The organism is Porphyromonas bobii (assembly GCF_943169685.1).
GTDB lineage: Bacteria > Bacteroidota > Bacteroidia > Bacteroidales > Porphyromonadaceae > Porphyromonas > Porphyromonas pasteri.
Genome location: NZ_CALPBU010000004.1, coordinates 78,315 through 99,019, shown reverse-complemented (window position 1 = coordinate 99,019; position 20,705 = coordinate 78,315). Strand labels below are relative to the sequence as shown.

General features: G+C 57.3%; 16 protein-coding genes. 1 reads left to right on the top strand and 15 read right to left on the bottom strand.

What is annotated here, in order from left to right; all coding sequences use genetic code 11:
- The first annotated feature begins 132 nt into the window (after positions 1-132).
- Entirely contained in the window at positions 133-2,520 is a 2,388-nt protein-coding gene (locus KO088_RS05200; RefSeq protein ID WP_215493867.1) for an outer membrane beta-barrel protein, read from the top strand.
- 305 nt (positions 2,521-2,825) lie between these two features.
- Here KO088_RS05200 and rfbB read toward each other — a convergent pair whose 3' ends face one another.
- The 15 genes from rfbB to tamL form a co-directional block, all read right to left on the bottom strand.
- Positions 2,826-3,866: a dTDP-glucose 4,6-dehydratase gene (rfbB, locus tag KO088_RS05195; RefSeq protein WP_215493866.1), complete on the bottom strand. Its 1,041-nt coding sequence runs from the start codon at positions 3,864-3,866 to the stop codon at positions 2,826-2,828.
- A gap of 19 nt (positions 3,867-3,885) precedes the next feature.
- Positions 3,886-4,749, bottom strand: a complete 864-nt coding sequence (gene rfbD / locus KO088_RS05190) for a dTDP-4-dehydrorhamnose reductase (protein ID WP_215493865.1) — start codon at positions 4,747-4,749, stop codon at positions 3,886-3,888.
- Entirely contained in the window at positions 4,746-5,318 is a 573-nt protein-coding gene (rfbC, locus tag KO088_RS05185; protein WP_215493864.1) for a dTDP-4-dehydrorhamnose 3,5-epimerase, read from the bottom strand. Before rfbC ends, rfbD begins: the two co-directional genes overlap by 4 nt.
- Positions 5,319-5,340: 22 nt before the next feature.
- A complete protein-coding gene (rfbA, locus tag KO088_RS05180) occupies positions 5,341-6,219 on the bottom strand; it encodes a glucose-1-phosphate thymidylyltransferase RfbA (protein ID WP_060935743.1) in 879 nt (292 codons plus the stop codon).
- Positions 6,220-6,344: 125 nt separating this feature from the next.
- Positions 6,345-7,070: a Bax inhibitor-1/YccA family protein gene (locus tag KO088_RS05175; RefSeq protein WP_060935742.1), complete on the bottom strand. Its 726-nt coding sequence runs from the start codon at positions 7,068-7,070 to the stop codon at positions 6,345-6,347.
- A gap of 74 nt (positions 7,071-7,144) precedes the next feature.
- The gene (locus tag KO088_RS05170; RefSeq protein ID WP_215493863.1) at positions 7,145-8,860 is read right to left on the bottom strand and encodes an OmpP1/FadL family transporter; all 1,716 of its coding nucleotides are present in this window, start codon (positions 8,858-8,860) and stop codon (positions 7,145-7,147) included.
- A 53-nt stretch (positions 8,861-8,913) separates the two neighbouring features.
- Entirely contained in the window at positions 8,914-10,029 is a 1,116-nt protein-coding gene (locus KO088_RS05165; RefSeq protein ID WP_215493862.1) for an OmpH/Skp family outer membrane protein, read from the bottom strand.
- A gap of 275 nt (positions 10,030-10,304) precedes the next feature.
- Positions 10,305-10,829: a YbjN domain-containing protein gene (locus KO088_RS05160; protein WP_215493861.1), complete on the bottom strand. Its 525-nt coding sequence runs from the start codon at positions 10,827-10,829 to the stop codon at positions 10,305-10,307.
- A 476-nt stretch (positions 10,830-11,305) separates the two neighbouring features.
- Positions 11,306-11,761 carry a YbjN domain-containing protein gene (locus KO088_RS05155; protein WP_215493860.1) on the bottom strand — a complete coding sequence of 152 codons (456 nt, stop codon included), beginning with the start codon at positions 11,759-11,761 and terminating at the stop codon, positions 11,306-11,308.
- 533 nt (positions 11,762-12,294) lie between these two features.
- Positions 12,295-13,023: a glycosyltransferase family 2 protein gene (locus KO088_RS05150; protein ID WP_215493859.1), complete on the bottom strand. Its 729-nt coding sequence runs from the start codon at positions 13,021-13,023 to the stop codon at positions 12,295-12,297.
- A 23-nt stretch (positions 13,024-13,046) separates the two neighbouring features.
- Entirely contained in the window at positions 13,047-14,357 is a 1,311-nt protein-coding gene (locus KO088_RS05145; protein ID WP_251419824.1) for a glycosyltransferase, read from the bottom strand.
- A 58-nt stretch (positions 14,358-14,415) separates the two neighbouring features.
- Positions 14,416-15,936: a lipopolysaccharide biosynthesis protein gene (locus KO088_RS05140; protein ID WP_215493857.1), complete on the bottom strand. Its 1,521-nt coding sequence runs from the start codon at positions 15,934-15,936 to the stop codon at positions 14,416-14,418.
- 10 nt (positions 15,937-15,946) lie between these two features.
- A complete protein-coding gene (gene aroC / locus KO088_RS05135; protein WP_215493856.1) occupies positions 15,947-17,065 on the bottom strand; it encodes a chorismate synthase in 1,119 nt (372 codons plus the stop codon).
- 91 nt (positions 17,066-17,156) lie between these two features.
- Positions 17,157-17,729, bottom strand: a complete 573-nt coding sequence (locus KO088_RS05130) for an FKBP-type peptidyl-prolyl cis-trans isomerase (protein ID WP_215493855.1) — start codon at positions 17,727-17,729, stop codon at positions 17,157-17,159.
- A 516-nt stretch (positions 17,730-18,245) separates the two neighbouring features.
- Entirely contained in the window at positions 18,246-20,678 is a 2,433-nt protein-coding gene (gene tamL / locus KO088_RS05125; protein WP_215493854.1) for a translocation and assembly module lipoprotein TamL, read from the bottom strand.
- Positions 20,679-20,705: the final 27 nt, after the last annotated feature.

Here is a 20,705-nt window from a genome sequence, read left to right as displayed (position 1 = left end):
ATATAATTAACCGTACCTTTGCTATATACCTGCATATAAGGGAATATCAAGTTGCTTCCGCAGCTCCTCAATATCCATCACAAGTGTGGGGCGGTCAGTCCCAGCGAGCTTGTAACCACCACCACTAAAGCAATGAATAGATTTACGCTAAGGCTCTTCCTGTTTTGTATGGCGATAGGCTGTGCTATCTCGGGAAGTGCGCAGACAAAGGTCACGGGGAGAGTCCTCGACGAGAACCGCCAGGGAGTGGATGCAGCCGTCGTCATGCTGGTAGCTTCTCCAGGAGATGTCCTCGTAGAGTCCGTACTCACTGATGCTGCTGGGCAGTATTCGATCCTCCAGCGCAAGGGAGAGTTCCTCCTTTGTATAAGGGCACTGGGCTATAAGGAGGTGAAGAGAAAGATAGCTATCGCCTCGGCCGATACACTCCCCGATATCCAGCTGGAGGTAGAGGATGTTTCCCTAAAGGATGTCGTCGTCACCGCTCGCAAGTCCCGCTCGCTGACCAGCGCATCCAATGGGAAGATCCGGATTCACGTCGCTCAGTCTTACCTCACAGATATAGGGACTGCGCTGGATGTGCTGAAGCATTCTCCGGGCATCTTGGTGAGCAACAAGGGGGATATCTCCTTGGCGGCCATCGGGGGGACAGCGATATATGTCAATGGGCGGAAGCTGATGCTAAAGGGGGAAGAGCTATCGGCTTATCTACGCTCGCTCCCCTCCTCAAAGATCTCCAGCATAGAGACTTCCCCGAGTCCGAATGCCAGCTTTGGAGCTGATGGAGCTGGTGGCGTCATCAATATCATAACGAAGGCATCCGTTCGGTCTGGCTTTTACCTCACCACCTCACACAGCTTTGCCTATTGGGAGAACCTTCGCCAGAGCTCGGACCTCGCTCTATCCTACAATACAGATAAGTGGCAACTGGGGCTCAATTATAACCATGCCATCGGGCATCATGCGATGGACTACGGCTATGAGAGGCTTCAGGATGGGAATAAGTATCTCTCCGAGACGGTAGATACCGATATGCGTAATACCTATTCGGCGGGGATTGATTTCTCTTGGCAGGCCACTCCGACGAGTAAGCTCTTCGTCAATAGCTCGGTGAATCTACTCGCTGGTCCTGGGGTCACAGCTACGGAGACCCAAGTCTATCAAGGGACAACTACGCTGGACGGCATCCTTCGGGCGCGTAATGACTATGTGGAGCAGAAGACCCTCCGCTACAGCAATAGCTTGAACTATCTCTATCGCCCATCTGACAAGCACCAGCTCTCTATCACTGCAGACTGGACACGCTTTGACGGCACAGCGCGCTGTGAGCAGCCCAACACCTACTACTCTGCGACCAACATGCTGGTGCGCTCGGACTTCTTCTACTCACAGCCCGACAAGGATATAGATATCTATGCGCTCCTGGCGGACTATAAGTACAAGCCCAATGATGAGAGTGAATGGCTCGCTGGTGCTAAGACCTCCTTCATCAGAAGCCACAATACCTTCCTCTTTAAGAAGAATGGAGCTATCGATAACCAGCGCTCAAATACCTTCCACTATGACGAGGGGAATATCGAGGGCTATACGCAGTACACCCATACTCTGGGGAAGCTGGAGCTTAGTGCGGGGCTACGTCTGGAGTATATGCACACCTCCAGCAAGCTCAATGCCTATTCCAGTCAGGACGGGGAGGAGCATAGCGGTAGCCACCTACGACTCTTCCCCAACCTGAGTATCTCCTATGCCCTCAATGAGCAGAGCAAGGTAGCCCTGCTGTATAGTCGCCGCCAAGATAAGCCCCGCTACGAAGATCTTAACCCCTTTGAGTATCTGCTTGATGAGTTGTCCTATTGGAAGGGGAACCCCTTCCTCAAGCCACAGATTAGCAATAAACTTATCCTGAGCTATGTGTGGAACAGCCTCTCTCTTAACCTCTCTTACTCCAAGCTCGACGACTACTTCACCTCGATCACAGATGCGCTCGGGACGACGAAGACCGTCATGACCACGAAGAATATCGGGGCACAGCAGCAGGTGGGGCTGGAGGGACTCTTCTCCAAGCGCCTTACCCCGTGGTGGGACTTCAGTGCAAATCTCGGCTTGTACTACTTCGTGAATAAGCTGGACTACGAGACCTACAAGGAGGAATACAAGCGCCCCTCATACCTTATGTCGGTGAGCAATAGCATCCTTCTTCCCCTTGGGCTTAACCTTGAATTGTCGGGTCGCTATAACTCCAAGCGCCAGGGTGGGAGCTACGAAGTCATCAAGCCCAATGGTAGTCTGGATATCGGGCTTAGCCGTATGTGGGCTGATGATCGCCTGCGCCTCTCGCTCTTGATGACGGATATCTTCCATACCGATCGCTGGGACAACTATGGGCACAAGGGGGCATTGGACCTGACTACACGGTTCGGTAGCGAAAGTCGTAAGGTGATCCTTCGCCTTAGCTATAGCCTCGGTAAGCAGAAGTTTAATAAGGTGGAGAGCAGCCTCGGCGAGCTGGATCGACTATAGCTTTGGCAAAGGGCTATGCACTTCTATAGAGGAGGGTGGTATGAACCTATATTGGTCGGTGGCGCGACCAGTATTGGTTCGTCGCGTGACCTATATAGGTCCGTGAGCGAACCAATATAGCTTGACTCGCTGACCAATATAGGTTCATATCACCTACCGTGCGATGTCGCTGTGGTAGGCCTCCATCTGAGGGCTGTGAGTGATCCTATGGTAGTGTTTTTCTTTTTCCCTAAATACAACGTGGGCTACCCTCTCCTTCTGAGGGTAGCCCACGTTGTGTTTGATGCGAGGAGGAGCGGGTAGACTTAGCTCACGCGCTGGCTGACGTGGTCGATCCAGTCTTGATGCTCGAGGTACCACTTCACAGTCTTCTCCAGACCTTCCTCGAACTGGAGGCTGGGCTCCCAGCCAAGCTCTCGGTGTAGCTTCGATGAGTCGATAGCGTAGCGCAGGTCGTGCCCCGCACGGTCGGTGACGAAGGTGATGAGCTCCTCGGAGTGACCTTCGGGGTTGCCCAGGAGGCGGTCGGTGACCTTCACCAGCAGGTGGATGAGGTCGATGTTGCGCCACTCATTGAAGCCCCCGATATTGTAGGTGTCGGCGGTCTTCCCCTTGTGGAAGATGAGGTCAATGGCGCGTGCGTGGTCTTCGACGAAGAGCCAGTCGCGGATGTTCTCTCCCTTGCCGTAGACGGGCAGGGGCTTGCGCTTGCGGATGTTGTCGATGAAGAGGGGGATGAGCTTCTCGGGGAACTGGTACGGGCCGTAGTTATTCGAGCAGTTCGTCACGATCGTTGGCAGGCCATAGGTATCGTGGTAGGCACGGACGAAGTGGTCGCTGGAGGCCTTGCTGGCAGAGTAGGGGCTGTGCGGAGCGTACTTGGTCTCCTCGGTGAAGAAGCCCCCGCCTATCTCCAGTGCGCCATAGACTTCGTCGGTGGAGATGTGGTAGAAGCGCTTCCCCTCAAAGCGCTCGGGCGTAGCGCCCCACGTCACGCGGGCAGCTTCGAGTAGGCTCAGCGTACCCATGACGTTGGTGCGGGCGAAGGTGAACGGGTCGGAGATGCTTCGGTCTACGTGGCTCTCTGCCGCCAGATGGATGATACCGTCGATGGTATGCTCCGTGATGAGAGTACGCATACGCTCGTAGTCACAGATGTCCGCTTCGACGAAGGTATAGTTGGGGAGGCTTGCGACATCCTCAAGGGTCTTCAGGTTGCCCGCATAGGTGAGCTTATCCAGGCAGACGATGTGGTACTGTGGATACTTATTGGCCAGAAGTCGGACGACATGCGAGCCGATGAAGCCAGCGCCGCCGGTGATGAGAAGGGAGCGGTGATAGTGCATGAGTGGGTGGTGAAGAGGATTATTCGGGGAGTGAGGCGGTGAGCTGCAGGCATTCCTCCAGCGCGGTGCGCCAGTGGGGGATGGTGATGCCGAAGGCTTCGCGCACACGTGCCTTGTCGAGGACAGAGTAATGGGGGCGCTCCGCACGTGTCGGGTACTCGCTGCTGCGTATGGGGTGGAGCTGCGTGTCGTAGCCCGAGAGGCGGAAGATGGCTTCGGCGAAGTCGTACCAAGAGCACACGCCTTCATTGGAGAAGTTGTAGAGCCCAGTCTTATCGAGCTGTCTACGCTCAATGATCCCCACGATGCAGCGTGCCAGATCGAGTGCCGAGGTCGGGGTGCCGACTTGGTCAAAGACGACGCGCATCTCGGGGCGCTCCTTACCGAGGCGAAGCATGGTCTTCATGAAGTTCGCCCCATAGGGAGCGTAGAGCCATGAGGTGCGCAGGATGATGTGGCGGGGTGCGAGGCGCTGTATCGCCTCTTCGCCACGGCGCTTCGTCTGCCCGTAGACGCCGATAGGCTCCGTGGGCATGTCCTCCGTGTAGGGCATAGAGCTGCGCCCAGAGAAGACGTAGTCGGTGGAGATATGGATGAGGAAGATGCCGAGGCGCTCGGTGAGCTCCGAGAGACGTGCTACGGCGAGGTGGTTGATTTCGTCCGCCTGCTCGGGCTCGTCTTCGGCTCGGTCGACAGCGGTGTAGGCCGCACAGTTGATGATGACTTCGATGCCCTCACGGGTAGCGAACTGCTCGATAGCCGAGGTGTCGGAGAGGTCCAGCGTCTCTCTCGTAGCGAAGTGATAGAGGTCGGTAGCGCCCTGAGCGACGTGCTCGATGCAGCGCCCGAGCTGGCCTGAGGCTCCGAGGACGAGGATCTTCATAGGCGGCTGGTCGGGCTGTAGTCGAAGAGCTGTGGCGCTTCGGCGAGGCGAGGATGCTTGCTATCCTTCTCGGATAGACAGATGGCTTCGGCGGGCAGCTGCCAGTCGATGCCGAGTGCGGGGTCATCCCATGCGATGGCTCCCTCTGCATCGGGCGCGTAGTAGTTGTCGCACTTATACTGGAAGACAGCCTCATCGCTGAGGACACTGAAGCCGTGTGCAAAGCCACGAGGCAGGAAGAGCATCCGATGATTGTCCTCAGAGAGCTCGACGGCGACGTGCTTCCCGAAGGTCGGAGAGCCGACGCGCACGTCCACAGCTACATCAAGTACCCGTCCACGGACGACACGCACGAGCTTAGCCTGGGCGTGAGGTGAGAGCTGGAAGTGCAGGCCACGTACCACGCCATAGCTGGAGCGGCTCTCGTTGTCTTGGACGAAGTGGATAGGAGTGACGAGCTCGGCGAAGCGCTGCTCGCTGAAGGATTCGAAGAAATAGCCCCGCCCATCACGGAAGATGCGTGGCTCGATGATGACGACCTCGGGGATCGAGGTAGGGATGATCTGCATGGAGAAGTGAGGCGGATGGGGATTACTTCATGTCGGCCACACGCAGTAGGTATTGCCCGTACTGGTTCTTAGCCATAGGAGCAGCGAGCTCGATGAGTGCCTCGCGGGTGAGCCAACCAGCACGGTAAGCGATCTCTTCGAGGCAAGCAATCTTCAGCCCCTGACGCTTCTCGATGACCTCGACGAAGGTCGAAGCCTCAGAGAGTGAGTCGTGCGTACCGGTATCGAGCCATGCAAAGCCACGGCCGAGTGTCTGCACGAGGAGCTGCTCACGGCGGAGGAACTCTTGGTTCACACTCGTGATCTCCAGCTCGCCACGGGCCGAGGGCCGTACGCCCTCGGCGACCTTGACGACGGAGTTCGGGTAGAAGTACAGCCCCACGACAGCGTAGTTGCTCTTAGGCTCCTTGGGCTTCTCCTCGATAGAGATACAGCGGCCGTCGGGAGCGAACTCCGCTACGCCGTAGCGCTCAGGGTCGCTGACCCAGTAGCCGAAGACGGTAGCTTCATTGCGCTCCTCGGCATCCTCGACAGCCTGACGCAGGGTCTGCGTGAAGGACATGCCGTAGAAGATATTGTCGCCGAGTACGAGGCATACAGAGTCGCCGCCGATGAAGTCCTTGCCGATGAGGAAGGCTTGTGCCAGCCCCTCGGGGCGAGGCTGCTCTGCATAGGAGAAGTGCACGCCGTAGTCGCTACCATCGCCGAGGAGGCGACGGAAGGCGGGTAGGTCTTCGGGGGTAGATATGATGAGGATATCCCGTATCCCAGCGAGCATGAGCACCGAGATAGGGTAGTAGACCATGGGCTTATCATAGATAGGCAGGAGCTGCTTGCTCACGCCCTTGGTGATGGGATAGAGGCGCGTGCCTGCACCCCCGGCTAAGACTATTCCCTTCATAGATGGATCGACAATGTAGGAGGATCAGTGCTACTGCACTGTTATCGTTAGATAAAGGTATAAAAAAAGGGTGAGCTACCCGTCTGGGAGCTCACCCTCTATATTGTGATCTCGGTGAGATCTTATTAGTTGCGTCTACCGAGGATGCGGAGCAGATAGAGGAAGAGGTTGATGAAGTCGAGGTACAGGTGGAGTGCACCGAGGAGGGCAATCTTCTTCGTACGCTCTTCATCACCGATAGACTCTGCTACCAGAGACTTGATCATCTGCGTGTCGTAGGCTGTGATGCCGACGAAGATGAGCACACCGACGTAGCTGATGATCCACATGAGCGTATCACTCTTGAGGAAGAGGTTCACCAAGGTAGCGATGATCAGCCCGATAAGTGCCATATAGAGGTAGCTGCCCACCTTCGAGAGGTCGCGTTTCGTGAAGTAACCGAAGGCAGCCATCGCACCGAAGGTCGCCGCCGTGATGAAGAACGTCGAGGCAATGGACTCACCCGTGTAGACGATGAAGATAGGGCTTAGCGTGACACCACTGAGTACGGAGTAGAATACGAAGGCCCCCGTCGCTACTGGGATGGAGAACTTCATGATGTTGCGCGAGAGGATCCATACCAGAGCAAGCTCGCCGATACAGAGACCCCAAAAGAGCCCTTGGTGCTCAAATAGGTAGTCCAAGAGGTTTGAGTCAGCGGTGAAGAGAGCCGTAAGCCCCGTGATAGCCAAACCGAGCGCCATCCATACGAAGGCACGTACGACAGACTGACGTACGAGTGCGGGGAAGTCATAAGCGACGCGTGATGAGCTGAGTGGTTCGTCCTGGAAGGGGAATTGAGAGTTGTTCATGCGATGTGTGTAATGGAGATTTTGATATCAATATGCGGGGCAGGTGCCGAGACACCTGCCCCACGTTGGTCTTATTAGAAGCGGATAGAGAGGGTAGCTACAGCCTTGTGACGCTGGTTCGTCTCCTTGATAGCCTGCATACCTACGAGTTCATCGGGCTTGACCTTACCTGCACGGATGTCAGCATCCGAAGCATTGAGGTAGGAGCCGTAGTCGTTGACGTAGGGGAAGGCGAAGGTACGAGCCTTGGCATCGGAGTAGACGTACGCCAGATCCAGCGAGAGGCTGGGGGTGATGCGGAAGCCCGCACCGAGCGAGAAGCTATTCTGGCTGTCGGGGAGGGTGTAGTGTACCGCGGGACCCGAGACGAGTACTTCGGTCGACGCCATATCGCCCTGGAGACGAGCGTTCTTGACGGGCGAAGAGGAGTAGCGATAACCGGCACGCAGGGCGATGCGGTCGCTAAGCATAGCTTCGGCGCCGAGGCGGACGGTGTGCACACCACCGAAGTTCGTCTTCAGGCGAGCGTTGTCTTCTTCAAAGCCAATCTCACTGCCATCATATTCGTCATAGGTGCTGTTGCTGAGGCGCAGAGAACCACTCGTATAGTCATAGTCAGCGCTGATGAAGCCATGACGACCGATGAAGTACGCACCACTGAGCCCGAAGCGCCAGTTGCCACGCAGGGCGTAGGAGTTAGCTGCACTCTTAGGCGTGACGACTTCGTTGGCCTTGTTGTTGTACCCGCCGAGGCTACTCGCCTGGAAGTCCATCTTCATCGAGTAGAAGGTGGGCGTATAGAGCGAAGCACCGAGACGAAGCCCTTCGACAGGCTCGTAGAGAAGTCCGAGTCCGACGCTACCTCCGAAGCCTGATACACTCTTAGTGTTTTGCAGTGTCAGGTAGTTGTTGCCACGGAAAGCCTCGTGATAGTACGAAGCCATCTCATAGTCCAGTGAGGAGAGCGTGAGCGCCGCCCCGAAGTGCAGAGCATCGTTAGCCTCGAAGCCGAGGGCGATATCGTAGTCGGTGATATTCCCCTTCTCGCGTAGTACGAGGTCCGCATTGTCGGGCAGACCGATGCTGGGCTGTGGATAGGGCGTCCCATCGGGAGCGGTACTATACATATAAGCCGAGCGGTAGCTTCTGCTGCCGTTGTCGATATCGATCCATCCTGCGCCAGCACCGAGGATAGACATCCAGGGTATATAGTCGTTCTTAAAGGCTGCAGTCGTGGTTATGTAGCTCTTCTCGAAGTATCTATCGACGTTAGGGGATCGCAGATTGTCGTAGCGAGCGTTGTTCGTACGCGCAGCAGAGAAGTCTGCCAGCGAGGAGAAGTTCGCGCTCTGAGGCAGTACTGCCGAAGCGTGGAGCTCGCGGTCGAAGCGCCCTGCATTGCGAATGCTGAAGGCGAAGGATACGGGGCCACGTGAGGCTCTATTCGTACCAGCCTGATAGGAGAACTCCTCAAAGAGGAACTTCCCCTTCATGTCCTGCGAGGTAGACGTGCCGTACCAGACACCACGGTCGGCACCGAAGCCACCACCGAGGGTCAGCGAGAGACGGTTGTTCCCACGGAAGAGGGAGATCCCCGCAGGATTGCGTACGAGGGAAGCGACGTCAGAGCCTACGGCACCCATAGCGCCCGAGAGGGCAGCATAGCGTGCTGATCCTACAGGCTCATGAGGAGAGCCAAGGCGGAAGGCTTCCATCTCACTCTGTGCACTCAGTGATAGGGGTAGGAGGCTCAGTGCCACTACGCCTAAGATCTTATGCTTGATGTTCATGAGTTATCCAATCTAATAAAGGTGGAGTAAACGATATACCCTTAGGGCAAGCCTTAGCGACGGCGTGGGGGAGCCGTGTAGCCACCGCCACCTCCAGAGTTGGAGTTGTTCGTCGAGTTCGAAGAGCCCTGATCATAGCTGCGCTGAGGATAGCTGTCGTAGCTACGCTGCTGCTCTACGGGACGGCTCTGCTGCGTGCGGGGATAGTCGCTGTAGATCGTACGACCCTGCTGTGACATACTACCCTGATCGTAGGAGCGCTGTGGGCCGATGTAGCCCTGATCGCGTACGCTGGAGTAGGCTGAGTAGCCACTTGCGCGGCGAGTCGTCGAGCGGGCCCCGTGCGAGTAGGGGTTGTTGTAGTAGTGCTCGTTGTAGGCACGCGTAGCAGCCCCTGCGGCATAGCCATAGTAGTAGCCAGGGTAATAGCCACCGTAGTAGCCGTCATACCAGCCTCCGTAGCGAGAGCCGTAGTACCCACCATAGTAGCCACGGGTGTAGCCATAGTAGTAGGGATCGTAGTAGCCTCCATACCAGCTACCGTAGTAGCGGGGATAACCATAGTAGTAAGAGGAGGTGTAGAAGGGATCATACCATGAGCTCCAGCCCCAGCTGGCACCCCAGCCGAAGCGACTTCCCCAGAAGGGGTCGCTGCTCCCTACGCGTACATAGACATCGGGTCCCGCATAGCGGTAGTCGATATCATTGTACCAAGGGTCTGCGTCGATGTAGACGCGACGAGCACCCTGGATCGTCATCGAGCCATCTCCATAGAAGCGGCTGAGACGAGAGGAGTAGGGGCCGTAGACCTCTGCTCCACCATCCTTCTGGCGCTGCTCCTTGAGCAGACGACCCAGCTCGCTACGGGTCAGCGTGATGGTGTCTTCGGGCAGGGAGAGGTGCCCGTTGTATGCATCGATCTCACGATCGGCCTGCTTCTTCTTGTAGTTGGCGATGAGTGCGGCCTGTTCCTTTTCCCAGGCTTCACGCTCGGCCTTCTCGGCGGCGCGGCGTAGCTCGGCCTTGCGGCGCTCTTCCTTATCGATCTTCTTGAGGTCGCTGCGGCGATAGTAGGCGTCGTCGAGGTACTTGTTGTCGGTCTGCGCCAGGGCAGCCGTACCTGACAGGAGCCCCACTCCCATCAGGAGGAATAGCTTCATTGTCTTCATAAGTCCAGTACGTCTTTATTATTCTATATATCCGTTGTCTTAGGCCCACGCTGCGGCTTTTCACTCTCCTGGGTGGAGAGGCGCATAGTGGGAGTTTACAGCGGTAAAGTTAGCATTTATTTACGAATAGCAAAGCGCGTGCCAATATTCTTGACTCTTGGCTATTTGTCCAAAAATGTCCGCTGTCCTGTGTCAAGATGACGTGATATGATGTCGGAGTGCTGCTCTCCTGCTACGCTTCGTAGCCTGCTATAAGCTCCCCAGAGAGGAGGTGATTAGTTGGGGAGAGTGGTCGTCGGAGTGACAGGAGCGCTGGGCTCGCTATCGTCACCGTTCTCCTTGTTGTACTCTTCGACGAGCTGCTTGAGGGCGCGGTGGTAGAAGGCGACCGTCGAGGCCAGAGCGTCGCTCATGCGGAGCGCGAGGCGGTCAATGGGCGTGCCAGGCATGATGAAGGCTTCGACCGAGAAGACGATATCGCCCTCTTCATCGACATAGGCCTTACTGACCTTCTGGTCGAAGTCCGTCTTAGCGCAGGCCTTGTAGAGGAAGGCTTCGTGCACGTCATCGAAGGCGGCACGCTCAAAAGTGGCACGTACGAGGAGGAACTCAGGGTCATCCTCACGGTAGTAGAAGCAGCAGAAGATGCCTTCGTTCTTATAGACGATGCGGATCTCGTTGTCGCGCTCGGGGCGATAACCTTCCTTGGAGAGTGCTTCTAAGATCGTAGGGAGTACAGATGAGGGGACGAGAGTCGCTGCCTCGCTATTCTTTTTAGTAAACTTATCAAAAAGTGCCATTGCTCTAACTAAAATTGGTTTGTATTCGACAATGACCCATGCAGCTTGCGCTATATGGGCTTCTACACAAAGATAACCTTTTGGAGATTAATAGCCTTTTAAGCTCCGTGTGGAGGCAGGGCTTGCGCATCAAAATCGGTGGGCTGTATCGAGGACGTAGCTACCAGCGTGAAGCGGATTATTCGGCAAACTTGCCCTATATCAGAAGTCCCTTGTAGCTCCTCTTCTCGTGCTACACGACTCCGTAATTAGAGTGGATCGTGAGTGATGCTCTATCGGGTCAATTCATAGACGACTACTGGTGTGTACGCGGACCACTATTGCTGTGGGGGGCAAACGACTATTCGTCCCGCATACGAACGACTACACGTTCGTATGCGGGACGAATACTTGTATGAGGGTAACCGACTATTTCTTCTGTGTCCGCCCTACCATCGGTCGTCTAAGGCGGAGGAGCAAGCACCTCGGGAGGGGCGTTATTCCCCCTTATCCCCAGTAAGATCCCAGTACGTGCGGTGGAAGAACGCAATCGTCGATCCGAGAGCTTTAGTCATATGTAGCGCGAGAAGATCAATGGGAGTACCCGAGGGGATGAAGGCCTCCACGGTAAAGGTCAGTTCTCCCTCTCCGTCAATATAAACCTTACCTGCCTTTTGGCTTGCATTCACCTTAGCGCAGATCTGATGAAGTAGCAGTTCGTCGGCAGCAGAGAAGGCTCCGCGCTCGAAGGTAGCCTGTGCGAGTAGGAACTCGGGATCATTCTCGAGATAGCAGAAGTTGCAGTAGAGCCCGTCGTCGTCATAGCCCACACAGGATTCGGTTTGACGCTGTGACTTGTACCCCGCTTTATTAAGTGTCTCGATGATCGTAGGAAGTACGGAGGAGGGTGAAGTCGTGTTCTCCTTCTTTGTGAACTTGCCGAAAAGTGACATAGTGCTTAGTTGTTTTGAGTGAGTATATCCATTCTTGAGGTATGGAGCGAACTGTCTTTTGCAAAAGTACTCATTAAGGGGCGAGTAGCGGTAAGCCGTTGGCTACGGTGGAGGAAATTGTGCTAAGGCATTGTGCGCCCAGCTCCCCGATATACCTCTCCGAAGTGATCAAGCCCTTCGCCTTGTCGTGAGTATTCCTCTTATCCAGTGGAGGGAAAAGTGTCCTTCTCGAGAAGAAAAAAGCACCTTCACGTAGAGGTTTTCCTCTGTCTATGTACGTAGTCTTAAAGACCAGGCACGTCAGTCCAAATATCCACGTACGTAGATATTAGAGCCAGGTACGTAGCCCAAACTTATCTGCTACTCGTCCGTAACTTTTATCCATACGCGGAGCAACAATCTATACCTATACTTACCCTTTGGGATCAGCGGTACTGCACACTCTCTATATAAGGAAGAGGTCTGCTCCGATGGGCGTGTAGCCTCGGGGCAGACCTCGGTAAGAGGGCGGAATAAAGTCGGGAGGGGCAGGCTTAGCGCTTGCGGTCGACGAGGAAGCGCAGGTGCTGCAGGACGGTCGTCACGAGTCCGTAGTGGTGGCGCATAACGTGGAAGCGCTCGATGAGCGAGGCGCGATGGTTGGCTGTCGTCGTCCCTTCGTTGAGGTAAAGTGCTATCGGCTCGGGATAGAAGGCCGTGGTCTTGGCTTCCTTGAGTACACGGATGCACCAGTCGACGTCGGCAGAGAAGCGGTAGCTGAGGTCGTAGTGGGGCGAGATGCTTCGCTTAGCGACGAAGGCCTGATGACAGACGAGCATCCCCGAGCGGAAGCTACGCCAGTCGAGCTGGTGAGGGGGGCGCAGGCGTCTTAGCCCGAGATCGTGGTCTTCGGCATCGATGAGGCGCGTGTCTCCGTAGAGTACGTCGGGGAGGCTGTCGCCCGTGCAGGTAGCTCGGACGAGATCCTCAACGGTGGTGGGGCTGGCCAGGGCATCGCCTGCATTGACGTACCACACGTAGTCGCCCGTAGCTCGGTCGAGCCCCTTATTCATCGCATCATAGATCCCCTTATCACGTTCGCTATAGATCTCGGCCTCAGGAGCCAGCTCGCGGACGAGCTCCAGCGTGTTGTCCTTAGAAGCTCCGTCGATGATGAGGTACTGGATGTTCGGATAGGTCTGTGCCGAGACGCTACGGAGCGTGCGGGTGATCGTGCTGGCAGCGTTGTAGCAAATCGTGATGATGGATATACGTGGTTGCATCGTAGCAGTCAGGGTATAGGTGATTATTCGGCGGAGCTGTCTCGGTCAAGTGCCGTGCGGTAGAGCTCCACAAGGTGGGAGGCTACGGCAGGTGCTCCGAAGCGCTGGGCGCTCTCGCGGCAGGTGCGGGGGGAGAAAGCCCCTGCGTCGTCTCGCTCTCGTCCAAGGAGGGCGGCGAGGCGATCGGCATAGACCGCTGTGTCATAGGCGGGGACGAGGTAGCCATTGACCCCGTCGAGGATGATATCTTCGGGCCCCGAGCAGCGGAAGCTCAAGGCGGGGGTGCCCACGGATAGTGCTTCGACGAGCGTCTGCCCGAAGGTCTCATAGACGCTCGTGGAGATGAGTACGTCCGAGGCGGCATAGAGGCTCGCCAGCTGTGCGCGGTCACGGATGCTCCCGAGGGCGATGTGGGGAAGAGCGAGGCTGTCGAAGTAGCCCTCACGGCGGATGCCCCCTACGAGCAGGAGTGTCGTGCGCTCGGCGATCTCAGGATGGCGGAGCTGGAGCTGCTGAGCGATCTCCATCAGGAGGTGTGGCCCCTTGACTTCATCATCGAGGCGGGCCGCGACGATGGTGACGTAGTAGCGCCCCGCCTTGCGGGTGAAGGGTGCGGGTATCGCAGTCGCTGTCTCAGGAGAGAAGAGGCTGAGATCAATGGGATTGGCGAGGATAGCTGGCGCTCCGTAGCGCTGCATCAGTGGGCTTCGCTCGAAGAGCTTGACTTCGGCACTGCCGACGGCGATGTAGCGGAAGGGCTTCTCTGCGAGGAAAGCCTTCTTCCGAAGCGTCGTCCGTGAGAGGTCGTGCTCTTGCTTACTCGCCAGGAGGGGGCAGTAGCCACAGCCCGCTTGGTAGCGTGGACACTCCTTAGCGCCCTCACGCCCCAGCTCCAGAGGAAGGTGGCAGATGCCCGTGGCAGCCCACAGGTCGTGCAGGGTAGAGAAGACGGGCTTACCGAGGGCAGCGAGCTTTCGGAGGGTGGTGAGGGAGAGGAAGCCTTGGTTGATCCAATGCAGGTGAAGGATATCGGCTTCCCTTACCCACGGGTGCGAAGCGATATCACAGCCCCAGCGCGCCGTCGAGACACGGAAGAGATGCTGACGTGAGCGGCCGTTGCGGAGGTAGATCTCCAGTCGCTCAAGGAGGAAGGCCGCCTTGGCCCAGAGGCGTCGTGGGGTGGTATCAGCGACGGAGGCGATACGCTCATCCGCCGTACCCTTCTTCACGACGAGCATACGTACCTCGATGCCGACAGCCGTGAGGGCATCAAGTAGGCGGCGACAAGCCTCTGCCGCTCCGCCTCCCTCATCAGAGGTGCAGAGCAGAAGCACGCGAAGGGGCGCTTTGCCTTGGGGACTTGTCGGGAGGCTCGTCACGTGTCGTCGGGGATTAGCGGCGTAGGCGCTTGGGGAGCTTGCCCTCGAGCATACTCATCAGCTCAGGCGTGATGCGCAGAGCCAGGAGCGCGAGGAGCAGACCCAGCCCCACGAGAGCCGAGCGAACGAAGAGGTCGATCCATACCGAGCTGAAGGTCGGGAGGAGCGCATCAATACCCCACGCCACGGCTGCAATCGGTATCAGAAGGAGCATACGACTGGTGAAGGGACTGACGTGCATCTTCACACTCAGCAGGAGCTGCTGCAGGCCGTAGCTCACGATATTTGTGAGGAGCATCGCCAGCGCTGCGCCGAGTGTGCCGTAGGCTGGGATGAGGAAGACGGTGGAGACGAACGACATCACGAGCACGCTGATCGTGTAGTAGATATTCCACTTGTAGTAGCGTGAGGTGCTGACGACCGTATGGCTGCAGGTCAAGGTCAGCTCGACGAGCTTCGCCAGCCCGAGGTAGAAGAAAATCCACTTACCGCCGGTGAACTGCTCGCCATTGGGCATGATACCGAAGATGTTGTCGATATTCACCCAGATCATCGCGAAGATCAAGAGCCCCGAGAGGAGCTGATAGAAGGCTACGAGGCGGTAGACGTCCTCGACGCGCTTCGTGTCGCCGTGCTTCGCTGCCTCGGCGATCTTCGGAGCTGCCACATTGAGGATAGCGCGCATCGGGATCTCAATGATCGAGACCATATAGAAGGCCATCGTATAGACCCCAGCGGAGGAGAGCCCCCCGCGGTCGATGAAGGCCACCATGAAGAGGTCCATACGCCCTGCCAGCGTGATGCCCACCGAGCTCAGCGTATAGAGTGCCGTATAGCGATAGAAGCCACGGCGCATCTCGGGTGAGACGTAGCTGGGGTTGTGGCGAAGGCTTAGCGAGGTGATCTGCCCGAGGTAGACGCCGCTGGCAAGCATACAGACGCCGAAGCTCCCGATGAAGCCCCACACCATCGTCGTGAAGTCGATGTAGCCGAAGGCATAGAGCAGGTAGGCGGCGAGCTGGAGTACACGCAGGAGTACCTCCTTGATGCCCTTCGGTACTGCTACACGCATCAGCTGATAGGTGTAGAGCTCGAAGATCGTCCATCCCATCGTGAAGAGCGTCAGCGGTATCACAGCATAGTAGAAGTCCGCGAGCAGTGGGCTTCTGTCGCTGTAGAGCGACATCAGAGGCCCCTTGGCGAGGATGTAGAGGAGTGTCATCAGCACGGCACCGATCGCCCCGACGACCGTCACGTAGTAGAAGAAGCCGTGGTTCGGCCCATCCTCAGCACGGTAGGGGTTGGTCTCGGAGTCGCGGAAGAAGGGGAAGTAGCGACTGAGTGAATAGGTCATCCCGAGCATGCCCAGCCCCGAGAGCTGTGTCGCCAGCTCGGGCAAAAGGCGCGTCAAGCCAATCTCCTCGGGAGTGAGGAACTTGGCCAAGATGAAGAAGGTCGTCAGGAAGCCTATCCCGACGCCTATGTAGGTCACGATGGTACCAGTGATACTTTCCTTTGCTGCTACGCTCGCCATGTATAGTTCTCTATCCTCGCTCCGCAGTCGAGTAGGCGCGGTGGAGGAGGTAAAAGTCCATAAGGGTAAGGGCCGTCATCGCCTCGACGATGGGTACGGCACGCAGGGCGACACATGGGTCGTGGCGCCCCGTGATAGAGAGGGGGGTGGGTGTGCCATCAGTGCGACAGGTCGTCTGCTCGCGACCGATGGAGGAGGTGGGCTTGAAGGCCGTGCGGAAGGTGAGTGGTGCACCCGTGCTGATGCCACCGAGGAGACCACCGCAGTGGTTGGTCTGCTGTCCGATAGCCCCTGCTTCGGTGGGGACGAAGGGATCGTTGGCCGCTGACCCGTACTCAGAGGCGAGTGCAAAGCCATCGCCTATCTCGAAGCCTCGAGCGGCATTGATGCCCATCATCGCTGAGGCCAAGCGGCTGGAGAGCTTGTCATAGAGTGGCTCGCCTAAGCCTGCGGGGAGGCCATCGACACGGCAGGAGATGACCCCTCCGATGCTGTCGCGGCTATCGCGTGCCTCGGCTACGGCTGCTGCCATGCGCTCTGCTGTCGCCTTGTCGGGGCAGGGTACGACGTCCTCATAGCGTCTCTGGAGGAGCACCTTATCGCCCTCGGTGAGATGAATCGCCTCATACAGATGGCTGTCATCATAGTGGACAGCACCGACTTGACTGAGGTAGGCCGAGATGTGGACGCCTTCGGCTCGAAGCCACTGCTCACAGAAAGCACCTGCGACGACACGCACGACGGTCTCGCGTGCTGAGGCTCTCCCGCCACCTCGTGGGTCGCGGTGTCCGTACTTCGCCTGATAGGTGAAGTCGGCATGCCCAGGGCGGTAAAGGTCACTGAGCTGTGAGTAATCTTGGCTTCGTGTGTCGGCATTGTCGATGACGAAGGCAATGGGTACGCCCAGCGTCCGCCCCTCATAGATACCCGAGAGGAAGCGTACCTTGTCGCTCTCGCGCCGTGGGGTAGTGAGGTCGCTTCGTCCGCCTTGTCTGCGACGTAGAGCTTCCTCGATAGCGGCTTCGTCAATGGCGAAGCCTGCAGGGAAGCCGTCGAGCACACCACCGAGGGCGGGTCCGTGGGACTCACCGAAGGAGGTTAGGCGAAGGAGCCTGCCGAAGGTATTCATCGTCGTGGGCGGGTGAAGGGGGTGATATAGCAAAGCACGGATGCCCACGAGCCTAAGGCTCAGGGTATCCGTGCTCTATGATTACGCGTGCTTAGTGGCAGCCACAGCCACCGCCGCAACCACCTTCTTCGTGGCCTTCGTGATCGTGGTCGCAGCCACAGCCGCAGCCACCATCATGCCCGCCGAAGAACTGCTCGATCTCCTCGGGCGTAGCATCATGGACTTCCTTGATAGAGCCGATGAAGTGGAGGTCTTCGCCTGCCAGGGGGTGGTTGAAGTCGAATACGACGACTTCTTCCTTGATCTCGAGGACGCTACCACGGATGATCTGCCCGTCGGGCGTGTGCAGGGGCAGCGTAGCACCTTCGACGACCAGAGCATCGAGCTTGCCTTCGCTGTCGACGAAGATCTCACGGGGCAGCTCCTGGACGGCTTCGTCAGAAGGCTCACCGTAGGCCTCTTCGCACTTGAGGACGAAGTCGAACTTGTCCCCTGCCTTGAGGCCGAAGAGCTGCTTCTCGAAGGCGGGCAGCATCATACCCATACCCTGGATGTACTCCAGAGGACGGTCGGGGGTGGTCTGCTCCATCAGGATACGCTCGTTCTCATCACCGACGTACAGCTCGTAGTCGAGTGCGACGAACTTATTAGGTGCTATCGTCATAATCTACACTATGATATTTAGGATGTGAATAATGGGATGTTCCTACCTCATGCAAGGCGGGAGGCATCGCCGAACTGGCGCAAAGTTAGCTAATTCTCACCGAATAGCTTGAGGCATGAGCTGCCGCTGCATGGAGCTTCTTCATGGAGCTCCGTCGTTACCGCGAGTATTCCTCTTATCCAATGGAGGGAAAAGTGTCCTTCTCGTGAAGAAAAAAGCGCCTTCCCGTAGTGGTTTTCTTCTGTCTATGTACGTAGTCTTAAAGACCAGGCACGTCAATCCAAATATCCACGCACGTAGATATTAGAGCCACGTACGTAGCCCAAACTTATCTGCGACTCGTCCACAACTTTTATCCATACACGAAGCAAGAACCTAATATAGATCCGCATCACGACCTATATAGGTTGACTCAGCGACCAATATAGGTTCGTACCCCTTACCGCTATGGGTCTGGGGTAGCACTTTCGTGAAGATGAGGGAAGGAAGAGGGGTAGGTGCCTTTGCCGTAGCAGCTTAGAAGGGGTATCCGATAGCCAGATGGAAGCCTAAGGCATCGCGGAAGCTGGGGATATTATACCAGCCACTTCGTGTCGTCTTGTAGGGGAAGTGGAGGCCCACACCGACATCGAAGCGCACGACGAGGAACGAGAGGTCATAGCGCAGACCTGCTCCCGTACCTACGGCGACTTGGTCGAGGAACTTACCCAACGAGCCTGCTTCGCTGAGTGCAGCTCCAGGACGAGAGGAGTCGGGGCGCAGGAGCCATACATTCCCTGCATCGAGGAAGACAGCGCCGTAGCAGCTACCGAAGAGGTGACGGCGGAACTCTGCGTTCGCCTCGAGCTTGAATTCTCCCACGCGGTCCATGAAGGAGTAGGCATTGACGGTCGTAGGATTGTAGCTCCCTGGGCCAAGGCTTCGTACCGTGAAGGCTCGGATACTATTAGCACCCCCGACGTAGAACTGCTCGATATAAGGCGCCGTAATAGCATTGCCATAGGGATAGATAGCTCCCGTAGCGAAGTGCGTAGCCAGCGTCTGCATGCGGTCGATGCGGTAGGAGTAGCGGAGGTCAATGGCAGCCTTGACGAACTGTGCAAAGGGTACACCGAAGAGCGTCTTCGTGTCATTGTATTCACGACCGAAGGCCCTCATCGTAGCATTGACGAGATTCCCTGCCTCACTGATTTCGCCCGAGAGCTGCATGTAGTGTGGGCTGTCGTCCTCGCGGTGGGTATAGGTGAAGCCGTAGCCGACCTTGGGGATGAACTGATTGCTCAAGCTAAGCCCAAGGGCGGGGTTGGCGAGGATGAGCTGGTCGAAGCGCTCCGTCGTGCGGGTCAGCCGAGTGAAGTTCAGGCTGAGCGGCGTGATACGATGGCTCCATCTGCTCGACGGCTGGAAGTTGTAGTCCATCGTGAAGGAGAGGGAGCGTAGGGTATAGTAGCGCGCGTGATTGACACTCTGAAGAGCGACCTTGAAACTCGTCGACGTCGGGTACTTGTAGTACGCATCGATGAGGCGAGGGAAGAGGATCGAGGGGAAGGTGAGGGAGAGGTCGGCACCGAGCTGATAGCTATTGATAGACACCGAGTAGGAGTCTGCAGGGCTACGCCCCGTCTGCCACTCATAGGAGCCAGAGACGCTGGCGGAGAGCTTCTCCCCACCACCGAAGACGTTGCTTCGCTCGATAGCAGCCGAGATACCTGGCCCGATGAAGTCCGTCGACTTACGCATGAAGGCCGCCCCGAGGTAGGTGCTCCAGGGCTTGTCCTTCCTGAGGAGGATCATCAGATCGAGCGTGCCGATGCTGTCTGCGACGCTCGAGAAGGTGGGGCGCTGTACGGCGGTCGAGTCGCTCGTGCTACGCATCGCTGTGCTATCTACCGCTGTGGAGTCCTTGGGTAAGGTCTTACGAGGGGTGAAGTAGAATTCTACGGAGGAGAAGGCATTGAGCCCCGTGAGTGCCGATAGTGTGCGCTCCTCCTCGAGACTGCTGTAGAGCTTGCCTGGGCGGATGCGGACACGGGTCCTCAGCGTACCGGGGCGGACGATGGGGCGGCCCGAGTAGTACAGAGCGATGCTGTCGGTGAGGGCTACGCTATCCGTCGTGGTGAGGTTCGTGGGGGCTTCAGGATCTTCGGGGAGCTGGCGGAGCATGATCTTCCCCACACGCCACTGGCGTAGCGCTTCGGGAGGCGTGCTCGTAGAGAGTACCGTGCGTAGGTGCACACGCTGTGGGGTGATGAGGGTATCAGCTTCGTAGCCGATGTGCTCAGACTTGAGGTAATAGTAGCCGTGCTCACGGAGGAAGGCACGGGTGATGGTGCGGTCATCCTCGAGTGCAGCGATGGAGAAGGGGCGTCCCTTCTGTAGGGCACTGAGGCGGTGATGGTAGAAGTATCTCCCAGGGCGGATGTAGACACGAGGGAAGTACTGCACGCTGTCTAAGAGGAAGAGTGGGCCCAGCTGCATCTTGTAGTCCACACGTGCCTGCATAGAGTCGGCCGTGGCGGGGATGATCTCGGAGCTGGTCGTGGCGCGGAGGTAGCCGTGCTCACGGAGCGTCTGCTGGGCGACCTTGGCACGCAGGCTGGGGCTGACGTCTCGCATCCAGACGGGCTTGGCTGTGAGGCGACGCATCACGCGCCCCGCAAGCGTAGAGTCCGCAGAGAAGTGCATGTAGATAGCAGGACTCAGGAGTGCAAAGGGGAAGCGTATAGAGCTACTACCGAAGACCGACCCGTTGGGCGCATAGTTGAGGCGCTCCTCGGCAGCGGCTATCGCCTGCTCAGCGTAGGAGTGCTGCGGACGGTCGGAAACCTCGATCTTGCGGATACCTATATAAATCTGGTCATCTGGACCCTGATACTTCCTTATCGAGCACGCCCCGAGAGCGAGGAGTGTGAGGGCGGTAAGGAGGCGGGTAGTGAGACGGATATGCATAAGTGGGATAGGTGTAGATAGGGAGGG

What these genes read in the sequence shown, in the direction of transcription:
- KO088_RS05200 (WP_215493867.1), top strand. Translation starts at nt 133, where the DNA reads ATGAATAGATTTACGCTAAGGCTCTTCCTGTTTTGTATGGCGATAGGC.
- rfbB (WP_215493866.1), bottom strand. Translation starts at nt 3,866, where the DNA reads ATGCACTATCACCGCTCCCTTCTCATCACCGGCGGCGCTGGCTTCATC.
- rfbD (WP_215493865.1), bottom strand. Translation starts at nt 4,749, where the DNA reads ATGAAGATCCTCGTCCTCGGAGCCTCAGGCCAGCTCGGGCGCTGCATC.
- rfbC (WP_215493864.1), bottom strand. Translation starts at nt 5,318, where the DNA reads ATGCAGATCATCCCTACCTCGATCCCCGAGGTCGTCATCATCGAGCCA.
- rfbA (WP_060935743.1), bottom strand. Translation starts at nt 6,219, where the DNA reads ATGAAGGGAATAGTCTTAGCCGGGGGTGCAGGCACGCGCCTCTATCCC.
- KO088_RS05175 (WP_060935742.1), bottom strand. Translation starts at nt 7,070, where the DNA reads ATGAACAACTCTCAATTCCCCTTCCAGGACGAACCACTCAGCTCATCA.
- KO088_RS05170 (WP_215493863.1), bottom strand. Translation starts at nt 8,860, where the DNA reads ATGAACATCAAGCATAAGATCTTAGGCGTAGTGGCACTGAGCCTCCTA.
- KO088_RS05165 (WP_215493862.1), bottom strand. Translation starts at nt 10,029, where the DNA reads ATGAAGACAATGAAGCTATTCCTCCTGATGGGAGTGGGGCTCCTGTCA.
- KO088_RS05160 (WP_215493861.1), bottom strand. Translation starts at nt 10,829, where the DNA reads ATGGCACTTTTTGATAAGTTTACTAAAAAGAATAGCGAGGCAGCGACT.
- KO088_RS05155 (WP_215493860.1), bottom strand. Translation starts at nt 11,761, where the DNA reads ATGTCACTTTTCGGCAAGTTCACAAAGAAGGAGAACACGACTTCACCC.
- KO088_RS05150 (WP_215493859.1), bottom strand. Translation starts at nt 13,023, where the DNA reads ATGCAACCACGTATATCCATCATCACGATTTGCTACAACGCTGCCAGC.
- KO088_RS05140 (WP_215493857.1), bottom strand. Translation starts at nt 15,936, where the DNA reads ATGGCGAGCGTAGCAGCAAAGGAAAGTATCACTGGTACCATCGTGACC.
- aroC (WP_215493856.1), bottom strand. Translation starts at nt 17,065, where the DNA reads ATGAATACCTTCGGCAGGCTCCTTCGCCTAACCTCCTTCGGTGAGTCC.
- KO088_RS05130 (WP_215493855.1), bottom strand. Translation starts at nt 17,729, where the DNA reads ATGACGATAGCACCTAATAAGTTCGTCGCACTCGACTACGAGCTGTAC.
- tamL (WP_215493854.1), bottom strand. Translation starts at nt 20,678, where the DNA reads ATGCATATCCGTCTCACTACCCGCCTCCTTACCGCCCTCACACTCCTC.